The sequence below is a fragment of the Mucilaginibacter sp. P4_D1 genome, from assembly GCF_056401935.1.
On the sequence record NZ_JBFUIJ010000014.1, the window covers coordinates 135362 to 154294 of the forward strand.

Here is an 18933-nt window from a genome sequence, read left to right on the forward strand (position 1 = left end):
TATATGAAAAGTAATTTTATACAAAAAATTAAGCATACAGTATTAAGCCCCGCACCTAAAGGGTATATCGCCCTGCTATCGGTGGCTTTAATGATAATTTTGCCTGTATCATCCTGCAAAAAATCATTCCTGGATGTTGTTCCTGATAACGTATCAACAATAGCCAATGCTTTCGTTTCAAAAACCGAGGCAGAAAAGTACCTGTTTACCTGCTACTCTTACCTGCCTACAGAAACCGACCCTACCTATAATGTAGGCCTTACTGCCGGCGATGAGGTTTGGGTAGAAGATCCGGCCGGACACATCCGCCCAACAAACGTACTACAGTTGCCAAGGGGCTTCCAAAACTCGTCAGACCCAATTGCCAATTATATGAACGGCACCCGGGATGCTGCCGCGAATTACAAGGCCATACGCGATTGTAACGTTTTTATTGAAAACGTAAGCGATGTGACAAAGGTACGCGACCTGGATATTGACACCCGCGAACGCTGGATTGCCGAAGCGCAGTTTCTGAAAGCCTTCTATCATTTTCAAATGTTCAGGGCTTATGGTCCCATCCCTATTATCGACAAAAACCTGGCTATTGACGCATCAATTGACGAGGTGAGGGTAAAACGCCGCCCGGTTGATGAAGTGGTAAATTATATAGCTGGTTTATATGACCTGGCCGCAGCAAAACTGCCCCTAAGCATCAGGAATGAAGGCAGCGAACTGGGTCGTGTTACCAAAGGAGCAGCGCTCAGCATGAAAGCAAAGTTGCTGGTTACCGCTGCAAGCCCGTTGTTTAATGGCAATCCCGATTACAATTCGTTCAAGAATAAAGATGGGGAGCAACTATTTAACACTACCTACAGTGCTCAAAAATGGCAGCTGGCGGCCGATGCCTGTAAAGCGGCAATTGATTTTTGCGAGGCCCAAAACATACAGTTATATACTTTCCCGGCGCCAACCACCCCGCTTAGCCAAACAACCATGACGCAAATGAGCATCAGGAACGCGATGAGCGAAAAATGGAACGACGAACTGATTTGGGGATTAACAGCGAACAACAACATCGGTTATAATTCATTCTTCCAGTCGATGTGCGCGGGTCAGTATGATTTTAATAATGCTGATGCTGCAAAATCGGCAAACCGCCCGTTGATGGGGCCTACTATAAAAATGGCCAAAATGTTTTATACCAAAAACGGGGTGCCTATCAATGAAGATAAAACGCTTGATTTCACCAACATAGCGCAATTGCGTGTGGGCACTCATGATGAGCGTTTCAATATCAAAGAAGGCGAAACCACCGCCCGGTTGAATTTTGACCGTGAGCCACGTTACTATGCCGACCTTGGATTTGACCGCGGTGTATGGTATATGGCCAACAGCCCTACCAAAACCGACGAAAATACCTGGTGGATGAAAGCACGCGGTGCCGAAGTTGGCCAGTCGTCCCCAATACCAATTGCGGGCTTTTATATGAAAAAAGCGCTTAACTGGCACTATGAGTGGGCAACAGTTACCTACATCAATTATCCATGGCCCGAAATGCGCCTTTCTGATTTGTATTTGCTGTATGCCGAAGCGCTGAACGAAGCGCAGGGGCCGGTTGCCGATGTATACACTTACGTAAACCGTATAAGGGCAAGGGCTGGCCTGCCTACCGTTCAGGATTCATGGTCAAACTATAGCATTAATCCAACCAAATACACTACTAAAGACGGAATGCGGTCAATCATTCAGCGCGAACGCGCCGTTGAACTTTGTTTTGAAGGACATCGTTTTTGGGATCTTTTGCGCTGGAAAACCGCAGGTGTTGAACTTAACGGCAACGTAACAGGATGGTCGATAAGCGAAAATTCGCCCGAATTGTATTACCGTGAAAGGTCCATCTATTCAAGGCATTTTGTAATCCCGCGTGATTATTTATGGCCAATACAGGAAAATGACCTGCTGGTTAATCAAAACCTGGTGCAAAACCCTAACTGGTAAATGTATAGCAACAATATGTTTAACAATAAAAACATTAAAATGGAAACAATGAAATTACGAGTTGCCTTCTATATCGGCCTATTAGCAATAATAGTAACCGGCTGTAAGCAGGAAACCCTCAATAAACCTACAGTAACCAATAACAACGCCCCCGGCGTAGTTAGCAACGTACAGGTACAAAACCAAAACGGCGAAGCCAGTTTAACATACACGCTGCCCACCGATGCCGATCTTTTTTATGTAAAGGCTGTTTATGAAACCTCGCCGGGTAAAACACGCGAAGTAATAGCATCGCACTACACAAACACTTTAACGGTGGATGGCTTTGGCGATACCCTTGCACATGTAGTAAAACTATATGCCGTAAATTCAAGTGAGAAGGCCTCGGCACCTGTTACGGTTACGGTTAACCCCTTAACTCCGCCATTCATACTTGCGTTCCGGTCGCTTAAGGTTACGGCTACTTTTGGTGGTTTTAACGTAACCTGCGATAACCCTACCAAAGATAACCTTGCTATTGTACCTATGGTTGATACGGCTAATAACAAACAGTTTGTGCAGCCAAAAGGGATGGATAATATTTACAGTAACAGCATTTTAATTAAGGCTGCAGTTAGAGGCCAGCCCGCTGTTGAACGGAAATACGCATTTTTTGTAAGGGATAGATTTTTAAACCGGTCCGACACCTTGTTTTTAACCCTTACACCATTTTACGAAGAGCAATTTTCAAAGGCTGATTGGTCGCCTTATGTATTGCCCGGCGATGCCACCAACTTGTATTCATACACCGATATTACTAAGATTTGGGACGGCAACTTTACGGGCGGCTGGCCAAATTGTTTGTTTACTGTTGAAAGCGCAGGTAGCCCACAAATGGTAACCTTGGATTTAGGCAAGCAACGGATATTGAGCCGCTTTATACTCAATCCTTTCCTTGAAGTAGGTAACGTATATTATGTAAGGGGTAATTTAAGGGATTTTGAAATATGGGGATCAAATACGCCAAATGTTAACGGTGCATTGGATGCGTCATGGACAAAACTAGTTACCTGTAATGTGGTAAAACCATCTGGTTCGCCATCGGGCACCGAAACTGCTGCCGACTTTAAATATGCCCAGGATGGATGGGGGTATGATTTTCCGGCGAGTCAAACCTCCTATAGGTATATCCGCATCAGGAGCTTGCACAACTGGACAGGATCGTACTTTATGAGTATCAGCGAATTTACCCTGTTTGGAAAGTAGTAAATGTTTACAAACATTTTTTCAATTAAATTTTGATTATGAAACATTATAAAATAACATCATACCTCTTTTTCATGCTAACTGCGTTTGTTATGAGCGCCTGCAGTAAGATGGATGATTACAAAAAAAAATACGAGCCCAACGGCGCTATCATATACCCGGGCAAGCTCGACTCGGTACAGGTTTTTTCGGGTAAAAACCGGGTATTGTTAACCGGGCTTTTTACATCCGACCCCAAAATTGTTAAATACACAGTGTATTGGAACARCAAACAGGATTCGATAGTTACACCTGTAACGCGCACATCGGGTGTTGATACCGCAAAACTGTATATTCCGGGTTTACCGGAGGGTGTCATGACCTTCGAGATCCGTACGTATGATAATGCCGGGCATATATCCATCCCGGTTACCTTAGCCGGTAACGTATATGGCAGCCTGTACCAAAGTTCGCTTATTAACCGCGGCATAGCCAAGGCCGAATTACAAACAGATGGATCGGCCTTAATTAACTGGGCCGATGTTAATGCCGATGACGGTTTACTTTCGATGGAGATTAAATATACCGACGCGGCCAGCAAGCAGCACGATACCTTAATAACATCGGTACCAACAGGCTTAAGCACATCGCTGCCTAAGTTTAAGGCAGGAAGCTCTATTAGCTATCGCACAGCTTTTAAGCCCAATAAAACGGCTATTGATACCTTTTATGTAGATTATCAAACCCACAGCGTAAAGGCCGAGGTAACCAGCATATATTTATCAAATACATCAAGTTCTTTTCAAAGGGCTACCTTTGATGGAAGATGGGGAACACTTGCCGCGCCATGGATTACCAATGCAGCTGCCAAAAATAAAGACAATGGTGTTAACGGCGGCTATAGCTCAGATGCCGGCGGTGTTATTAACTGGGAAACCTGGAACAATTCACCTGTTGTAAACGGTATCATTTATCAGCCTACATCTTCGGCATTGCCCGCAGGCGATTACATTGTTACATTTGATGCCTATTCAGAAGTTCAATCCAATTCTTCGGTTTATTGCGTAGCCGCAGCAGGCGGAAATGGCATCCCGGTGCTTGCCAACCTTTCTACCGCCTTAGGGTACGTTGGTATGTACAATAGCGCCAACGTAGGCGGAACGAGCCCAAATTCAAGGGAAGTAAGAAGCTTTACGTTTACACTTACCACCCCGCAGGTGGTATCACTTGGTTTTTTAGGAAACATTGTTGGCAATGGCAACCCAGGCAGCTATTTCCAGGTGTTTTACATCAAACTATATAAAAACTAACAACCTAATTTGCCACAACAAAAAAAACCGTCTCGTAAGTAATTACGGGGCGGCTTTTTATTTTATTTAAAGCGCCAAATAGTTGTATGACAACTTGTTGTTGCGTTGGTTACCCCTTTGAGTTGATCAACCCTTTGAAATTTTGTTTCTGATATGCCTTAAATTGACGATTTGCGAAAAACGCTTTTCACGGTAATAAAGTAAGAAAACAAGCTTGTGTTGATCCAGTGGGACAACCGGGTGCGTAATCCTTGTAGCTGTATCCGTTAGAAGTATTACATTAACTAAAGATAATGCTAAAAATCACCTTTTAGGCACAGGGTTTTAAAAACCAGGTTATAAACCGTTGCAATACCCAACCACAATTTGCGTCCTCCAGGCAAAGGCTACAGGGTTTTATTCCGACGAAAGATCATCTATCATGTTAAATGTGGGCACAAAGTACAAACTACCTGTTTTGGCGGTGCTGAAATCTAATATCCTGTCGTAATTTCCAGCGGGCGAGCCTATAAACATATTATTCAGCATTTTTTGAACGGTGCTGAATGTGCTTGCATAAGCTATAAAATAAGTGCCCATCTCATTGGCCGACATATTGCCAAAAGGCATATTATCGCGAACAATTTTAAGTTCATCGCCAACATTGGCCAAAGCTATATGCGAATTTGAAGGTTTTACATCGTCATCCATCTCAATGTCATTTGATTTGGAGCGGCCAATTACCTTTTCCTGTTGCTCGGTCGACAGCCCTTTCCAGGCCGATAAATCGTGGATGTATTTTTGTACAAAAAGGTAGCTTCCTGCTTTATAAACAGGGTCTTCATCCCCTATCATACTAAAAAGTTCCCTATCCGGCCCCTGGGGGTTTTCGGTACCATCAACAAAACCCAAAATGGAACGGCTGTCCCAATACCTGAAACCATGAATTTCGTCGGTACTGATGGCTACCGGGCTTAAAACATCTGTTATAGCCGATGCCATATCATAACATATGCTTGTAGTATCGGCCCTGATATGAAAATGCAAATCTCCTTTGGTAGAAACTGCCGTGTGTTTAGCGCCAACAATGGGAGCAAAAGCAACCAGTTCTTTAGGTAATGGAACCGGGAGTTGAAGCCGTAGCCAGGCATCGTACCCAATACCCATTACGCAGCTTGCCCTGGAAACCGGGAAACGCACATTGGCAGAATTATTAAGATTGATAAGCAGCTTGCAAAGCTTTTTAAAAGCATCGTCAACCGCCAGGTTATCCTTAAACTCCCAAACCATAAATATGGTATTCTCGTTGGTGTAGTCCGTTACATTCTGCGAATCTGGTTTCATCGGCTATAATATATCCTTGTTGTGAGTTACGAAAATAAAAAATCCCGGCTGTATTGATATAGGGTGGCGAATACAATTTTTGATAAAAGAGAGGGAATCTTTAACTAATAAACTTGTCTATGCATTAATCTTACCTTGTGCAAATTAAGCACGAGAGCGTAGATTTTCGAAACTCAAAAAACAGCCTGATAACGTCCATTCTTATCCCCCCATAATTTTTTGTCTTTCAGTTATCTTTACGCACAACTAATGCGTTTCTATTTTGGGTTAATTGGAATACCCTTTTCTTCACGAATTAGCTGAAAAAGGTGATCTGGGCGCACTATTACATAATCTTCATTAAGTGAATTAGCCACATTTTTAAAACTTGTTGGCGTTACACCCTGCCAGGGCTGCGCCTGTATGATCATGAAACGTGGCGAGGTTTTGTCCCAACCGGCAGCGGCCCGGGCGATGTGATCTTTCATAGCCTGTTCATTAGTGCAGTAGTTACAGGTAAGCGCCATTCCCGGCAAGCTGTCGTTATAAATAGTAAGCCCACCTCCCGTGTTCTGGGCAGTTACACCAAGCAACGATTTTGCCTGCCCTTCATAGATATTCCCGACATTAGCATTAATGCCACCGGTAATCGTATTCCAAATGGTAATTACCCTTAAACCGGCACGGGCGTTATAATCCTCCGTTTTAGCAACAAACTGCTTTAACAGGTTTTCATCTGTCCACGTGTTAGGGTAAGTATAACCGTAGCCGGAAGGCCCCGAAATCAGGTTATCATTGCTGGTGGAAGTTTGCCAATAATAATTGAGTGCACCGGGCATGGCATCCAGCATAGCAGGCGACACAGTCCATCCCATTGGAACAGCGCCGCGGTCCGGATTATTCCAAAGTTTACGCATCAAATGCTCTGTAAATTGTAAATTGTCTCCGTCACTCAATATAAATGCAACATAAATTTTGTTTTTAAGCGCTGGCCTGGGAGGGATTGGTTTTATTTTTACATTCCTGGAAGTACCACTGTGTACCGTTAGGTTAGAGCACCAATCACTTGCTACGGTTGCAATACCATACTTTGAGGCCCTTTGTACGCCTGGCCCTTCCTGTGGCCACCAGCCCATAAAAATTGCCCCGGGCGACATTGAGGACAGAAATTTGTTTAGCAATTCACTTTCACCGGCTACGTCAGGATCGAGCCATATCACTGCAGAGCCCAACGCTACTGCATACTCACGAAGCGCAGCTTTATGCGCATTAGGGTTTAGCCCCATTAATAAACGGTGATCAAGATGTGGCCAATAGGTATCATATAGCGATTGATAAACCTCCAGCTTGCTATTAAATTTTCCCTGCAAATCAAGTAACACGGGCAAATTATAAGGGGGCGCAGTTAATTTGGCCAGCAACAACGGCGAGGCAATCAGTGCACCTTTACTTTTTGCAAGTACGGTAGCCAGGTTAATTGTATGTTCCTGCGCGGGATCATAAACAATCACACCTGAAATTTCGCTCCGGTATTTAGTAATCAAGTCCCATTTGTCTCCAGGTTCAGACCATCTCAAACCCAGGGACTGCAACCAGGTATGCGGCCCTTCGGCAAAAGCATCACCCTCGTAGGAGAATATACGTGGCTTAGTTCTGTTTACGATGCCCTTTAACGAAGCAAACAGGTACATTTCTGCCGAAGAGTAAGGAGAGTTTTCGCGGAGTGTAATAAAATCCTGGACCTTTGCAGGCGCCGGGAAAGACGGCAGCAGTTGATTAGCCGGCCATTTGACCTGGCCAATAGATGGCGTGCTGCTAAACGAATAAAACAATAGAAAGCATACTGCTTTAATTGTAAGCATTTTGATCGGTCTTTTCATATGGTAGGTATCAAGGTAAACGTAAATCACGTTTGCCGAAATTAACATATATTAAAGGTATTTACAAGGTTCCTCTATCACGCAAAAAGCCCAGTAATCATGGTTAATTACTAGGCTCTGAGAATGGAGGTTGTGTTATACGTAATACACAACAAACCACCGCCATTACGTTAACCTGCACGCCTCTCTCAAGAGGCGAACAATAAAAAAGTTGACACACATAGCTTGTTATTCTGCCTTCAAACTTTTTACCGGGTTTGCCAATGCGGCTTTTATAGACTGGAAGCTTACCGTTATTAATGTGATGAGTATAGCGCCAATAGCTGTAACGATAAATATCCACCAGGCGACATCGGTATGATACTGATAATTACGCAGCCAATTATGCATGAAATAATAAGCTACCGGCGAGGCTATAATTATTGAAATAAACACCAGTATGGCAAAATCTTTCGATAACAACTGCCACAGGGCGAACACCGAAGCGCCAAGTACCTTACGGATACCTATTTCTTTAACACGCTGTTCGGCCACGAATGATGCCATGCCAAACAGCCCAAGGCAGCTGATAAATATAGCCAACCCGGCAAAAACAGTAGCCAGCTTACCTATGCGTTCTTCATTGCCAAATTCTTTGGCGTATTCCTGGTCAACGAAGTGATACTCAAATGGCTGTTCAGGATTCTCGGTTTTTAACACCGAAGCTATGTTGCTAATCGCTTTACCTGCACTAATTTTCGGGTTTATCTTTAGCAGTAAGCTGCCTCCCGGCCATTTCGCCAAAAAATAAACCATAGGTTGCACCTGTGCATAAGGCGAACGGTTAATAACGTTTTTAGCTACGCCTATGATCTTAAACTGCTGGCCAAAAAAGGTTAGATAATTTTCTGTCGGTTTTTTCATGGTCATAAAATCGGCTGCTGCCTGGTTGATGATCACCGCCGCCGAATCGGAAAGGAATGACGGTGAGAAATCCCGGCCTGCGCTAAACTCCAGGCCAATGGTTTTACCATAACCGTATGAAATATCCTCCTGGCCGAAATCGGCACTCAGATTAGGATCTTTTCCGGGCCATGCGATGCCGCCGGTAGTACCAGGAACTTTGTTAGGCGGAGCATCTGCTTCGGCCATTTCCGTTATTGTACCGTTGTTTGTAAGGGCGTGTTTTATCGCATCAAAATGTTGATGGAGTTCAATAGTCCGGACGGGTATGGCAACCAATCCATCCTGGCTGTAGCCTATAGGGCGGTCTTTGGCAAAAAGTACCTGCCGGATAACTACGATGGTACCGATGATAAGCACAATAGAAACTGTAAACTGAACTACCACGAGTACTTTACGCGGCACCGAAGCCAGCCGCCCTACCCGGAACGCCCCCTTTAATACCTTCACAGGCTTAAATGACGATAGGTAGAGCGCCGGGTAACTGCCGGTAATAATAGCAGTAACCAAACTAAGACCAATGCCGGCGAACCAAAACGCCAGGCTGTTCCATGGAATAACTATCTGTTTACCGGCCAGCTGATTGAAAGCCGGGATACTTAATCTTGCCAGTAGTAAGGCGGCTAAAAATGCCAGTAATACACAAAGCAACGATTCGCCATAAAACTGGTATATCAACTGGCTGCGTGATGAACCTATTGCCTTACGGATACCTACCTCGCGCGCACGTTTCTCAGACCGGGCTGTACTTAAGTTCATGAAGTTAATGCAGGCCAGCAGCAGTACAAACACCCCTACAATACCAAAAAGCCACACATATTGTATTTCGCCGCCGGTGTTTTTTCCGTCCTTAAACTCGCTGTACAAATGCCATTTACTCATTGGCTGCAGAAACAGCGCCTGTTTTGTTGAAGCTGCGCCTGGTTTTAAATGCCGGAGCATTTCCTCTCTGATCTTTAAAGATACTTTGTCAGGGTCGGCATTATCAGCCAGTTGAACATATAAGTTAACAATGCCCGGGCCCCATGGCTCCCTCATGCCGCCCAAACCTGCCTCAAAGTGTCCCCATGAACCAATAAAAGCCATGCCGCCAAGCGTGGTATTTTCGGGCAGATCTGCGTAAACGCCGGCTATTTTTAAATTATCTAAACCGTCCCACCTCAATTTTAACTTCAATACTTTACCCATGGGGTCCTCATTGCCGAAAAACGCCTTCGCTGTAGATGCGGATATTAATATAGATGATGGATCTTTTATAGCATCGCCTCTGCCTTCGAGCATATGTAATGTGAACAGGTCCGGTCCACCGGCATCCATAAAGCAGCCTGACTCAGTCAGTTTTTTGTCGCCTAAAGCCAGTATATAATCTCTCGGGAGTGTAGCCATTGCTACAGACTTAAAATCGCTGCCATAATTTTTACGTAGCTCGGCCGCGAGGGGGTAAGGTTGATGGAATGAGGTTTTCACTTCACCGTTAATGGTTACATTTTGCATTACCTGGGCTATCCGGTGGTAATTATTGTGGTACTTATTAAATGACATTTCATCCAAAATCCACAAACTGATTAGCGTTACCACTGCCATACCCACTGCAAGGCCACCTATATTAATAAACGATAATACTTTATTGTTAATAAGGTTGCGCCATGCAATTTTTAAATAATTCCTAATCATATAATTGCGGTTTAATTTTACAGCAGCCCAATTTCGCGGGCTTCCTGAACGCAATATTACCGATGGGAAGTGTGATGGGATAGCCAACTTATCATTTGGCAACTCTTTTTTCAGGCCATTTTTATATTCTGCCGGGGTTTTGCCGGTCATCTCTTTAAAAACACGGTTGAATGTTCTTTGAGAGTTAAATCCCGACTCGTATGCTATCCCCAGCAACGTGAGGTGCCTGTTGGCGGGGTCGCGCATCTTCCGGGCAGTTTCACGAACCCTGAACTCATTTATAAAGTCGTTGAAATTCTTTTCCATCCCCACATTAATAATCCGCGATAAATCGTGTGGGTGGATATTCAGCTTTGCAGCCAGGGTGGTCAATGTCAGTTCGGCATCCCCGTAAAAACGGTTTGCGGCTACAGCTTCCTTTACCCTGCGGCTTTTTTCCTTTGCATCATATCTATCTGTTACCGGCGTTGCGGGTTGTATGCTGCTATCCAATTTTAGCATCACTTCGGCCGCCACGCCAATAAGCACAAAAGCAACGGTAAAACTAAAAGCATCATTAAACAGCCATAACATGCAAAGCAAGGCAAGCAGGTGCAAGGCCTTATCCAACCGGCGGAAAGCAAAGCGCGGCTTATCCATCAGCACCGGCTGCAAGCGGTTATAAAAATGCTGTATCAACCGGTGCGAAAAGTATAAATAAATGACAACCGAAATGAGCACCAGCCAGCCCGGCATCCAATACGCAACCAGCAAAGGGCTAAAATGCAGTATATCCTTTCGGGCAAATTGCAGGTTTGGCAAGGTCATCCGCCGCACATAAAAGTACAACAGCGGCCCCAGCGCCGGTAACAAAATTGGCGAAAGCCCGCCCGTCTTCAGTACAATTACAGCCAAAGCGCCGCTTAAAAACAGGTTAGCTGTTCTCCATTCCCTTTTTGCGAATGCTAAAAGCAGCGCAAGCGTAAACCCCGAAAACAGGGTTGCCGTGGCCGCCACATGGTAAAGGCTAATATGGAATATATCAGGATTCAAGTAATTCAAATAGCCCAAAGGCTGTTCCAAATTTACAATATATTCATATATACAAATTTATGCGACGATTTATATGTTTTGCTGTAACGGAAGCGAACATAGGGCGTTCTGGTTTTGGGAGGGTGGGGTTTCGCCGGTTTGTTGTATTGTTGCGAATAAGTATACTAAACAAAAAACCGCCATACTTCGTAAAGCGGCTTTGTAGCCTTTAGTGGTCCTTAAACTACAAAATCCGAAACCTTTTATGGCTAATTTGTGTTATGCAGCAGGTTTGGAGGATAATTTATAATTCAAGCAATATATTTATTGAGATTGTTGGTTATATGTTTCCTTCCAATAAAGAAAAAGAGTCATAAACAGAATGGTAACGGAAAGTGCATCCATGTTAACGGCCCGATACTTTTTCACAACTATTTTATTTGCCCTCCCTGATCGGTTGAAAATCTTCTTTTTTCGTAAAATATGCCAGCCCTAAAATTAGGGCTATTGTAGTGGCAAAATTAATTTTCTGCATTATTGGTAAATACTTAAAACTATTAGAGCCATAAAGGTATAGTGTATAATAAAACACAAGGAGACCAACAATACATAGCCATTTAAATAAATGCAGCCTTGACTTTAAAACAAAAACAGTGATATAAAACATCCCTATAAGAAACATTGTACTAGCTATTGTAATCATGATATCGTGCAATGGGGTTGCTATTAAAAAAGTAAAAAACATACCACCGGCCCCTACATATTTTATTATTTTGGAGGCACCTTTTGCCGGTATTTTCTTTGAAAATTCAACAAAGAATATAGCAAAGCTGGCCGAAAAGAAAATCATTCCTCCTATGGCCCAAAAACGAGYTGAATTGTGTGATCCATTAACAGCATTTTTGCCGAAAAGATTACTTATATAATTATTTTTCCAGTCATACCCAACGGAGTTTTTGTCAACTTGCGACCCACCGGGATAGTACCATGTCGCTATAAATAGCAACAATAACGAAATAATTATTCCCAATAGAATTGAATGTTTTTTTAGCATACAATATTGATTTAGAAATATTAAGCTCTTGTGCAAAAGCATTTCAATATCGCATTAAGATTTATGATTTACAACGGACAAATTACGGAACTGCCCTTTAAGAAAAAAGCCTTCAGATTTTCATCTAAAGGCTTTATTAATAATCGTTCCGATGGATGGGTGGAGTGTGGTCCTTAGACTACAAAACTCGAACTCTTTTATGCGTGATTTGCACAATGCGGCGGGTTTAGAGGATAATTTAGGCTAATGAATGGAAGGTATTTGAAAGTAATCCTTCAACAATTTTCGCTATCTCTTGGCTATTGATGTCGCCGATTTGATTTCTAATCTTCCACCCCGCCCACCATGATCTTGTTGCAATTGAAATCGTTGAATCGGGTATTGCTTTCATAATCTTAGATAGTTCCGAGTCAACTAAGATTTTGTTTCTATTGTACAGCGATTTTGGCATAGCGATAACAATTCCTTCCTTAATCTTTTCTAAGGTTGGAAAATTGTACAACTGTAAAAATATGTCAGGGGGTATATCTTCGTCGCATACCCGGTTCCAATCAGGTGCCCATATTTCTGTATGAGAAAAGTCGGGGATTTTATCTTCGATCTTTCCATTCCTATATTTCGTTGTCCATTTTATATTGTTCTCTTCGTTCCATTTCATCCTGCCAAAACCAAGCCAGCGATTTTCAAACTCATAGCATTGAAATGAACGAATAAATGCAGGTTCAGTAGTTAAATTTATAATAATATCCAATGAAGGTAAAAGGAGCTTCCATTTTTCCCATAGGTACAGGTTGGCCATCGTTTGAGTATTAATTACCCAAAGTTTGTATCTTCTATATTTCCACTTCATTTATTGTGTCCAAGATTAAAACTAAAAGTAAGCAAAAGAGCAACAAAAAAGCCTTCAGATTTCCAACTGAAGGCTTTTTCAATTTATTCCCATGCTTGGCATACAGTGGGTGGTTTAGTGGTCCCGACGATACAGAACTCGAACAATTTTATGAAGGATTTGCAGCGTGCTGCACAGTTGGAGATTGATTTGGAAAACCCGCGTGCTTACTTTGAATAGCGGTTTTTGAGTTATTTTCAGGGCAAAGTCTGCTTTTAATTTGGCTGGCTTTGCCCTTTTTTAAGCGTAAGTGTGAACCGATATGGGCTGATAGCGCAAATTATAACCCTTTTATAATGTCGCATAATAAGAGCCAGGCCCGATACCTTGCCGCTCGATGAGTTTGGCGGTGATTAGCCTGTCCAGCATTCGTTTAGTGGTTGATTGGGAGATGCTTAATTTCTTGGCTATCCCTGCGGTTTTGGTAGCTGATTTACTACTGATAACATGGATCAACTGCTTTTCTTTGGTTGATAGGTTATGCTCTACACCGTTTCTATCCAATGATTGCATCAGTGCGTTTTGGGCTTGGTTGATGCGCTGCAATAGAAATATCACCCCATCGGTAATATCATCTCCTGGCTTTGTCGATTTATTATTATTGACTATTTCGGAATAACGCTGATGTGCTGATTCAAATTCAGATTGTAAATTAATATGATAAGCCCAACTATATCCGCATTTTGATAATAAGGCCGAAAGTAAAGTACCCGCTTTTAAGTCGTGCTTACCGACAAGTTCACCGCAAAGAATAGCACATTTTACAACAGGGTGGGTATCTATATCCGTTTCATTCCAAAAATGCAGACCGTCCGAATCCTCCGAAATTAATTCTGCAATATTAATATCAACCACTACCCCTGCCTCGATATATTCTCTTTTTTCAATCGCTGGCCAGAAAGCGTCAAACCGCTCAATCGAGGTTATAAGATTAATGATTGGCCAGTCAACGTTGATTATCTTATTATAAACTTGCATCGGTAGCGGATAAAACTAAAACGATAACAACGTTACCCCTTAAATTATGTTTGCTTGACCTGGCCTCATCCTAACATCACTCCATAAACAACCGAATACCTTAACTCATCTTATTAGGCGATCTGGATCGATAACCTTTCCGGTTTCTGTTAACCCTGAGATTGTCTTTTAGTAAGGTTCACCAATACCCTGTTAAATTGGCGCTCCGAACCAATACCAAATTAATCTAACCTCATTTAGGCATTACGGTGCAGCAGCGCAGCAATGCTCCGTAATGCCACACCATTCGCAGGCTTGAAACAGTCAACTGCCATTCCGAAGTAATTCGGAACGAGCACCCGAAGGGCAGCAAGGTGTGCTGATAAGCATGCCTTGCTGGTTGGCGGTTGAAAGCCTGAGCACGATACCAAATTGCGTTATCTTTACTATCTTGTTCTTTTAAACCCAATTATGTCAGCATCAGAGAACATCTTCCAAATATGGGAACGCCTTGGCCGAACTGTACCTTTTGCGGTGACCAGGGATCATTGGTCAAGCGACCGTTTTTGTATTGTCGTTGAACGTATCGAATGTGAAACCATGCCGTATGGCAAAGCATTTGGCTACTCGACCGATGCTGGTGAATATTCAACCTATTTGGAATATGACGCTAAATGGCGGAAAGACCGTCAAATATCGGTTGCGGGTGTTTATCAGTGGTCATTGGTAGAAAACGCCGACCTGAACTCTTATAAAAAAGGTGTTGCAGCAGGCGAAGCTGGTCCGAAAGGTGTTTCACACATCGGCGCACGGCTGTTTTTTGGCAAATACCGGAACAGCGATGTGCTGGCTGTCTTTAAAACCGACCCCGGCTATATCGACTGGGCTTTATGTAATATCCCGCCTTTTGTACTGACCGAAGCCGCTTTCGACTATCTAAATGAACATCATCAGGGTTTCAAATTCAGCGAAGAAGCTAAGCTGGCTCAAAGCGAGAAACTCTTCAAGGCATTATCATAATATTTCCCGGGCCTCAAAGCGTGACGGATAGTAGCGGCATCCCGCGTAGCGGATACAGCGAATAGCCGGACCCGGTAGAAACCGGGGAACGCCCACTTAATTTTTAGCCGGGAAAACGTAAACCGGTAAGATAACATAATATTTTGCCGCCCTTTCTACCGGGTCAATAGTTCCTAAATAAGCTTCGGCAGCGGCCTCGCTATCGTATTCGCCATACTCTAATTTAACTTGCCCCGCTACGCCTCCAACAATCTCCGCTATCTTGAATGTTTTTTTATAATTCGCCATATTACTTTATTAAAATACAAAGTTACGATCCCTTATCTTTAATACATGAATATTTGTGCCTGTTGCCGGGAAAAACTTGCCGATAAAAAAAACACTCATTATCTAACGGATGGCATCATCAGAAGCTGTTTGAACGAACAAGGATCGAATACCCGCGAAAAGGGCATGATGTTTAATGTCTCCTACAATAAAGATTCGGTCGAGGCTAAATTTCAGCGGGAAACGTCGCAGGGTGCTATCTTGGAAACATTTGGCAGGGAAGCTACAGATAAGGAGATCGAGGAAGCGATGCAAATTCCCTTTTCTGTCGATTATGTTTTCTGTTCAACCTGCGAAGACCTTTTTACCGACATCGAAACCAGATTTCAGGAAGAAATTTTGCCGCAACTGAGAGGGAAAGATTTTACTGGTCAACCGGAAATTTCTTTAGCGGACACGGTACTCGTCAGGCAATTTTTTTTGCTTCAAGTCTACAGGACTGCGGTTTGCGATCCCGATTATAAGATCGACTCTAAACTTTTTGAACAATTAAGACTGGTTATTTTGAACCGGAATAATGAGATCGAGGCGATTCAAGCATTTCCGTTAAATGTAACCTACTTGAATACGGTCGGTTCCGACTATGAATATACCAAAAACGCGGTGGGCATCGCTGAGATTAATGGCCAGAAGATGATCCTTTTTAACGACTTTACCATACAACTTATAGAAACCCCTGCAAATTACGGGTTTGAAGATTTTTATGGCGTCAATGACCGGGCAACATTTAAGTACTTCACAAACTTGGATGAAAACGCCTTTAGGTTAAAGGTGCTTGACAACAAGCAAAGGCTCGCTGTATGGGGAAGGTATCATCAGGAAAAGGCTAAAAAGCAAATGGATTTTTACCGCAGGACCTTCACATTCCGCTATCTGAGAAAGCATCACAGGCCTCCGGCTATCGGGTTAGTAAGAGCGTTCATAATAGCTATCATAGATGGAAAGGAGTTTAATGACGAACCACAATATTCTATGGCGCGGTTCGAACGGTTGGCCGATAAATATCTGGAACTAAAATAACACTCCGGCTAATAGATCTAAACTTTCGGAACAGGGTCTCTGCCGCCGTTAAGGACAGACATATAAACCGACCTGTCAAATTCCTTCAGGCTGGCGAGGTGCTCTTTGCCCTGGGTAAATCTTTTGGCGAGGATGTCGATCATAAACGCCGTCGCGAAAGAGGCGTGCATGATGGCTACGTAACGTCCTATGGTAATTTCATCGGGTGTTGAATTGATATTTTGCAGGACACCTACATAACTAGGGTGCGTGTGCATGGATAGGTAGGCATAGAAGTCGGTAAACAATTCTTCACTGACATTTGCCTGCCTGATGAGCTGGTCGTACGATATTAATTTTAACGGCTTTTCTGCAAGGCTTGCTGAACTGAAACGCCAGGCTGCTTTATCCAACAGGAACTTTTGGGTTTTACTTTCCAACTTTGAAAAATATGGCAAGCCCTGGATGACCTGTTCTATCGTCTGCTGATATTGCTGCTCAGTCTGCCTTTTCATGGCTTGCTCAGGAGTTTGACCAAAGTTGAGCTTTATCCTGTTTCGCACCCCGTCGAGTTCCCATAACCTGAACCGAAGAATATTCTCTTCGATGTCATCACAGGGTATAAACAAATGGTAGAACAACCCGTAGGCTTCGAATTGCATTCTTATGGTCGAATAAATGGCCGACAGATCCTCAAACGCGTGTATGGTCTGATCCGGTAGTTCCAATTCTTTTTCGGCGAACAGTATCTTCAAAGTGAATGCCTGGTTCAAGAATTTGATACCGATCTTTGGTGCTATGGCAAACCAGCGACGGTCATTTTTCAATGCCTCATCGGTTTTGTTGTTGACATGATACAGTAACTCCACTAAAAATTCATATCGAACCAGTGCTTCTTTGATCTCATTTTCTGCTAACATGATCCAAAATAAAATAGCTGTTGCGCAACCTATTTGCGCAATCACTGTGAAATTATCAAGATATATTATTTATCCGAAAAGAACCTGGGAAACTCTGCTCTGAATATCTTTTCTTCATAAAGTATGATAACCACTTCGAGTTCCTCTTTACCAATGATCGTATTTAGTCGTTCCGCGAAAAAGACAGTACCTTCTGTATGGTCTTCAAAAGATCGAAGCACATCCGGGTCATCGATAAACTCTTCTATACGAATATGTACCGCGTCACCGGTCGCAGGAATATGCGGTGGATCGATAAACTTTATATGATGTGGTATAGGGCTTTCAAAAAAGAAAAAAGCATTATTGAACTCGTAACGAACGATCGTTTTCATAAATGGTTTAGTTTAACAATTAAACAAATTAAGATTTTTTGAATGAGTAAATAAAAAACGCCTTGCTGCGCAAATAGGATGCGTAGTAGGTATGTTGTTTTGTATCTTATTAAATTACAGTTCGTGAAATAAAGGTAATTACTGTTAACTTCACAGGACTAAACCCGAATATTATGAAAAAATCATTTGAATTAGAGTTCTATCTTAAAGGAGATGTGATCGACCTTAAAGGTTACGATGTACTACCCAACATCCCGCAAACCGGGGAAGAAATATACCTGCAATGTGATAACGACAATATGAACGACGAAGGTTGTTATTACAAGGTTATCGAAAAGCGAAGCCTGTTTTTTTCAAGCCCGCCCCTTAAACAAAAGGTATTGATCAAATTAGAGCGCATCACATCATCAGAATGGTAAATAAAAAAAGTGAATATAATCGCCGTACTTAACCCACTATATCAAGACTTACTGGCTATTGGCTTTGACGCGCTGATGTCTGACGCTAAGTTTAACCGCATAACTAATTCGTTGGCTATAACCGATATCTATGCTGAAGCTCATAACGAGGCTCAACAAGAAAAAGATAAGGAGCCTTATTCATTTTTAGTTTCCGACGATCAGATCAACCAAAACCTGTTAGGTTTTTTTCTGAACAAGTTGTTTGGTCGTCCCTTTCCGGAATTTGCTGAAAAACTGGTCTCGCTGCTTGAAGTTTCTTTGCCTCTGCTAAATTATATTCCTGACATTGACGGTATTATCAGCGACCTGGCATCTATTGGTGTCGATGCGTCTTTGCAAGAGCGTATCAGGCGCGTATGGCTGGATATACCACTGATGTTGACCCCTCTTCGCCAATCTAAAGTGACCCCTCTGAGTTAGGGTTTGAAAGAGAGTAAAGTTGTTGTACAGATAGGCTCCTGAGAGCGGATGTTTTTGTCCGGTTTAACAACTATTATTTTTACAAAAATACATTTTCTGATTTAGAGTTTCTTCTCCTTAGTGATTCGCCATACAATTCGACCCTTAATGAGTGGTGAACAATGCGGTCAAGTATCGCGTCAGCGATGG

17 protein-coding genes are annotated in these 18933 nt (G+C 42.8%); 7 read left to right on the forward strand and 10 right to left on the reverse strand.

From position 1 onward, the window contains the following. Positions 1–3 precede the first annotated feature (3 nt). Genes AC1DV1_RS14715 through AC1DV1_RS14725 form a run of 3 tightly spaced genes read left to right on the forward strand, consistent with a single transcriptional unit; the run spans position 4 to position 4514 of the window. Positions 4–1980 (forward strand): RagB/SusD family nutrient uptake outer membrane protein, encoded by a 1977-nt coding sequence (locus AC1DV1_RS14715; protein WP_477360422.1) that lies wholly within the window; start codon positions 4–6, stop codon positions 1978–1980. 48 nt (positions 1981–2028) lie between these two features. After that, a complete protein-coding gene (locus tag AC1DV1_RS14720; RefSeq protein WP_477360424.1) occupies positions 2029–3225 on the forward strand; it encodes a DUF5000 domain-containing lipoprotein in 1197 nt (398 codons plus the stop codon). A gap of 38 nt (positions 3226–3263) precedes the next feature. Beyond that, complete coding sequence (locus tag AC1DV1_RS14725) at positions 3264–4514, forward strand: DUF4998 domain-containing protein (protein WP_477360426.1); 1251 nt, start codon at positions 3264–3266, stop codon at positions 4512–4514. Between the two features lie 396 nt (positions 4515–4910). On the opposite strand, the gene AC1DV1_RS14730 is transcribed toward AC1DV1_RS14725, so the two are convergent. The 6 genes from AC1DV1_RS14730 to AC1DV1_RS14755 all read right to left on the reverse strand — a co-directional run bounded on the left by AC1DV1_RS14730 (position 4911) and on the right by AC1DV1_RS14755 (position 14244). Next, positions 4911–5837, reverse strand: coding sequence for a Dyp-type peroxidase (locus AC1DV1_RS14730; RefSeq protein ID WP_477360428.1), 927 nt, complete (start codon positions 5835–5837; stop codon positions 4911–4913). A gap of 257 nt (positions 5838–6094) precedes the next feature. Beyond that, the gene (locus tag AC1DV1_RS14735) at positions 6095–7696 is read right to left on the reverse strand and encodes a hypothetical protein (protein WP_477360430.1); all 1602 of its coding nucleotides are present in this window, start codon (positions 7694–7696) and stop codon (positions 6095–6097) included. Positions 7697–7924: 228 nt separating this feature from the next. After that, on the reverse strand, positions 7925–11344 hold the full coding sequence (locus tag AC1DV1_RS14740; protein WP_477360432.1) for an FtsX-like permease family protein: 3420 nt from the start codon (positions 11342–11344) through the stop codon (positions 7925–7927). Between the two features lie 415 nt (positions 11345–11759). Beyond that, positions 11760–12377 carry a hypothetical protein gene (locus AC1DV1_RS14745; protein ID WP_477360433.1) on the reverse strand — a complete coding sequence of 206 codons (618 nt, stop codon included), beginning with the start codon at positions 12375–12377 and terminating at the stop codon, positions 11760–11762. A 238-nt stretch (positions 12378–12615) separates the two neighbouring features. Then, positions 12616–13176, reverse strand: a complete 561-nt coding sequence (locus AC1DV1_RS14750; RefSeq protein ID WP_477360435.1) for a hypothetical protein — start codon at positions 13174–13176, stop codon at positions 12616–12618. Between the two features lie 381 nt (positions 13177–13557). Then, positions 13558–14244 (reverse strand): MarR family winged helix-turn-helix transcriptional regulator, encoded by a 687-nt coding sequence (locus tag AC1DV1_RS14755; protein ID WP_477360437.1) that lies wholly within the window; start codon positions 14242–14244, stop codon positions 13558–13560. A gap of 450 nt (positions 14245–14694) precedes the next feature. On the opposite strand from AC1DV1_RS14755, the gene AC1DV1_RS14760 reads away from it, so the two are divergent. Next, entirely contained in the window at positions 14695–15243 is a 549-nt protein-coding gene (locus AC1DV1_RS14760; RefSeq protein ID WP_477360439.1) for a hypothetical protein, read from the forward strand. 96 nt (positions 15244–15339) lie between these two features. On the opposite strand, the gene AC1DV1_RS14765 is transcribed toward AC1DV1_RS14760, so the two are convergent. Then, complete coding sequence (locus AC1DV1_RS14765) at positions 15340–15531, reverse strand: hypothetical protein (RefSeq protein ID WP_477360441.1); 192 nt, start codon at positions 15529–15531, stop codon at positions 15340–15342. A gap of 45 nt (positions 15532–15576) precedes the next feature. On the opposite strand from AC1DV1_RS14765, the gene AC1DV1_RS14770 reads away from it, so the two are divergent. Further along, the gene (locus AC1DV1_RS14770; protein ID WP_477360443.1) at positions 15577–16590 is read left to right on the forward strand and encodes a hypothetical protein; all 1014 of its coding nucleotides are present in this window, start codon (positions 15577–15579) and stop codon (positions 16588–16590) included. A gap of 17 nt (positions 16591–16607) precedes the next feature. Here the strand turns inward: AC1DV1_RS14770 and AC1DV1_RS14775 are convergent, their stop codons facing one another. Together AC1DV1_RS14775 and AC1DV1_RS14780 are read right to left on the reverse strand one after the other, a co-directional pair. Further along, positions 16608–17489, reverse strand: a complete 882-nt coding sequence (locus AC1DV1_RS14775; RefSeq protein ID WP_477360445.1) for a hypothetical protein — start codon at positions 17487–17489, stop codon at positions 16608–16610. Between the two features lie 65 nt (positions 17490–17554). Further along, positions 17555–17863: a hypothetical protein gene (locus AC1DV1_RS14780; RefSeq protein ID WP_477360447.1), complete on the reverse strand. Its 309-nt coding sequence runs from the start codon at positions 17861–17863 to the stop codon at positions 17555–17557. Positions 17864–18036: 173 nt separating this feature from the next. Here AC1DV1_RS14780 and AC1DV1_RS14785 point away from each other — a divergent pair, with 173 nt between their 5' ends. Together AC1DV1_RS14785 and AC1DV1_RS14790 are read left to right on the forward strand one after the other, a co-directional pair. Then, a complete protein-coding gene (locus AC1DV1_RS14785; protein WP_477360449.1) occupies positions 18037–18282 on the forward strand; it encodes a hypothetical protein in 246 nt (81 codons plus the stop codon). Between the two features lie 9 nt (positions 18283–18291). Continuing rightward, on the forward strand, positions 18292–18744 hold the full coding sequence (locus AC1DV1_RS14790; protein WP_477360451.1) for a hypothetical protein: 453 nt from the start codon (positions 18292–18294) through the stop codon (positions 18742–18744). A 79-nt stretch (positions 18745–18823) separates the two neighbouring features. Here AC1DV1_RS14790 and AC1DV1_RS14795 read toward each other — a convergent pair whose 3' ends face one another. Next, complete coding sequence (locus AC1DV1_RS14795) at positions 18824–18931, reverse strand: ATP-binding protein (protein ID WP_477360459.1); 108 nt, start codon at positions 18929–18931, stop codon at positions 18824–18826. Positions 18932–18933: the final 2 nt, after the last annotated feature.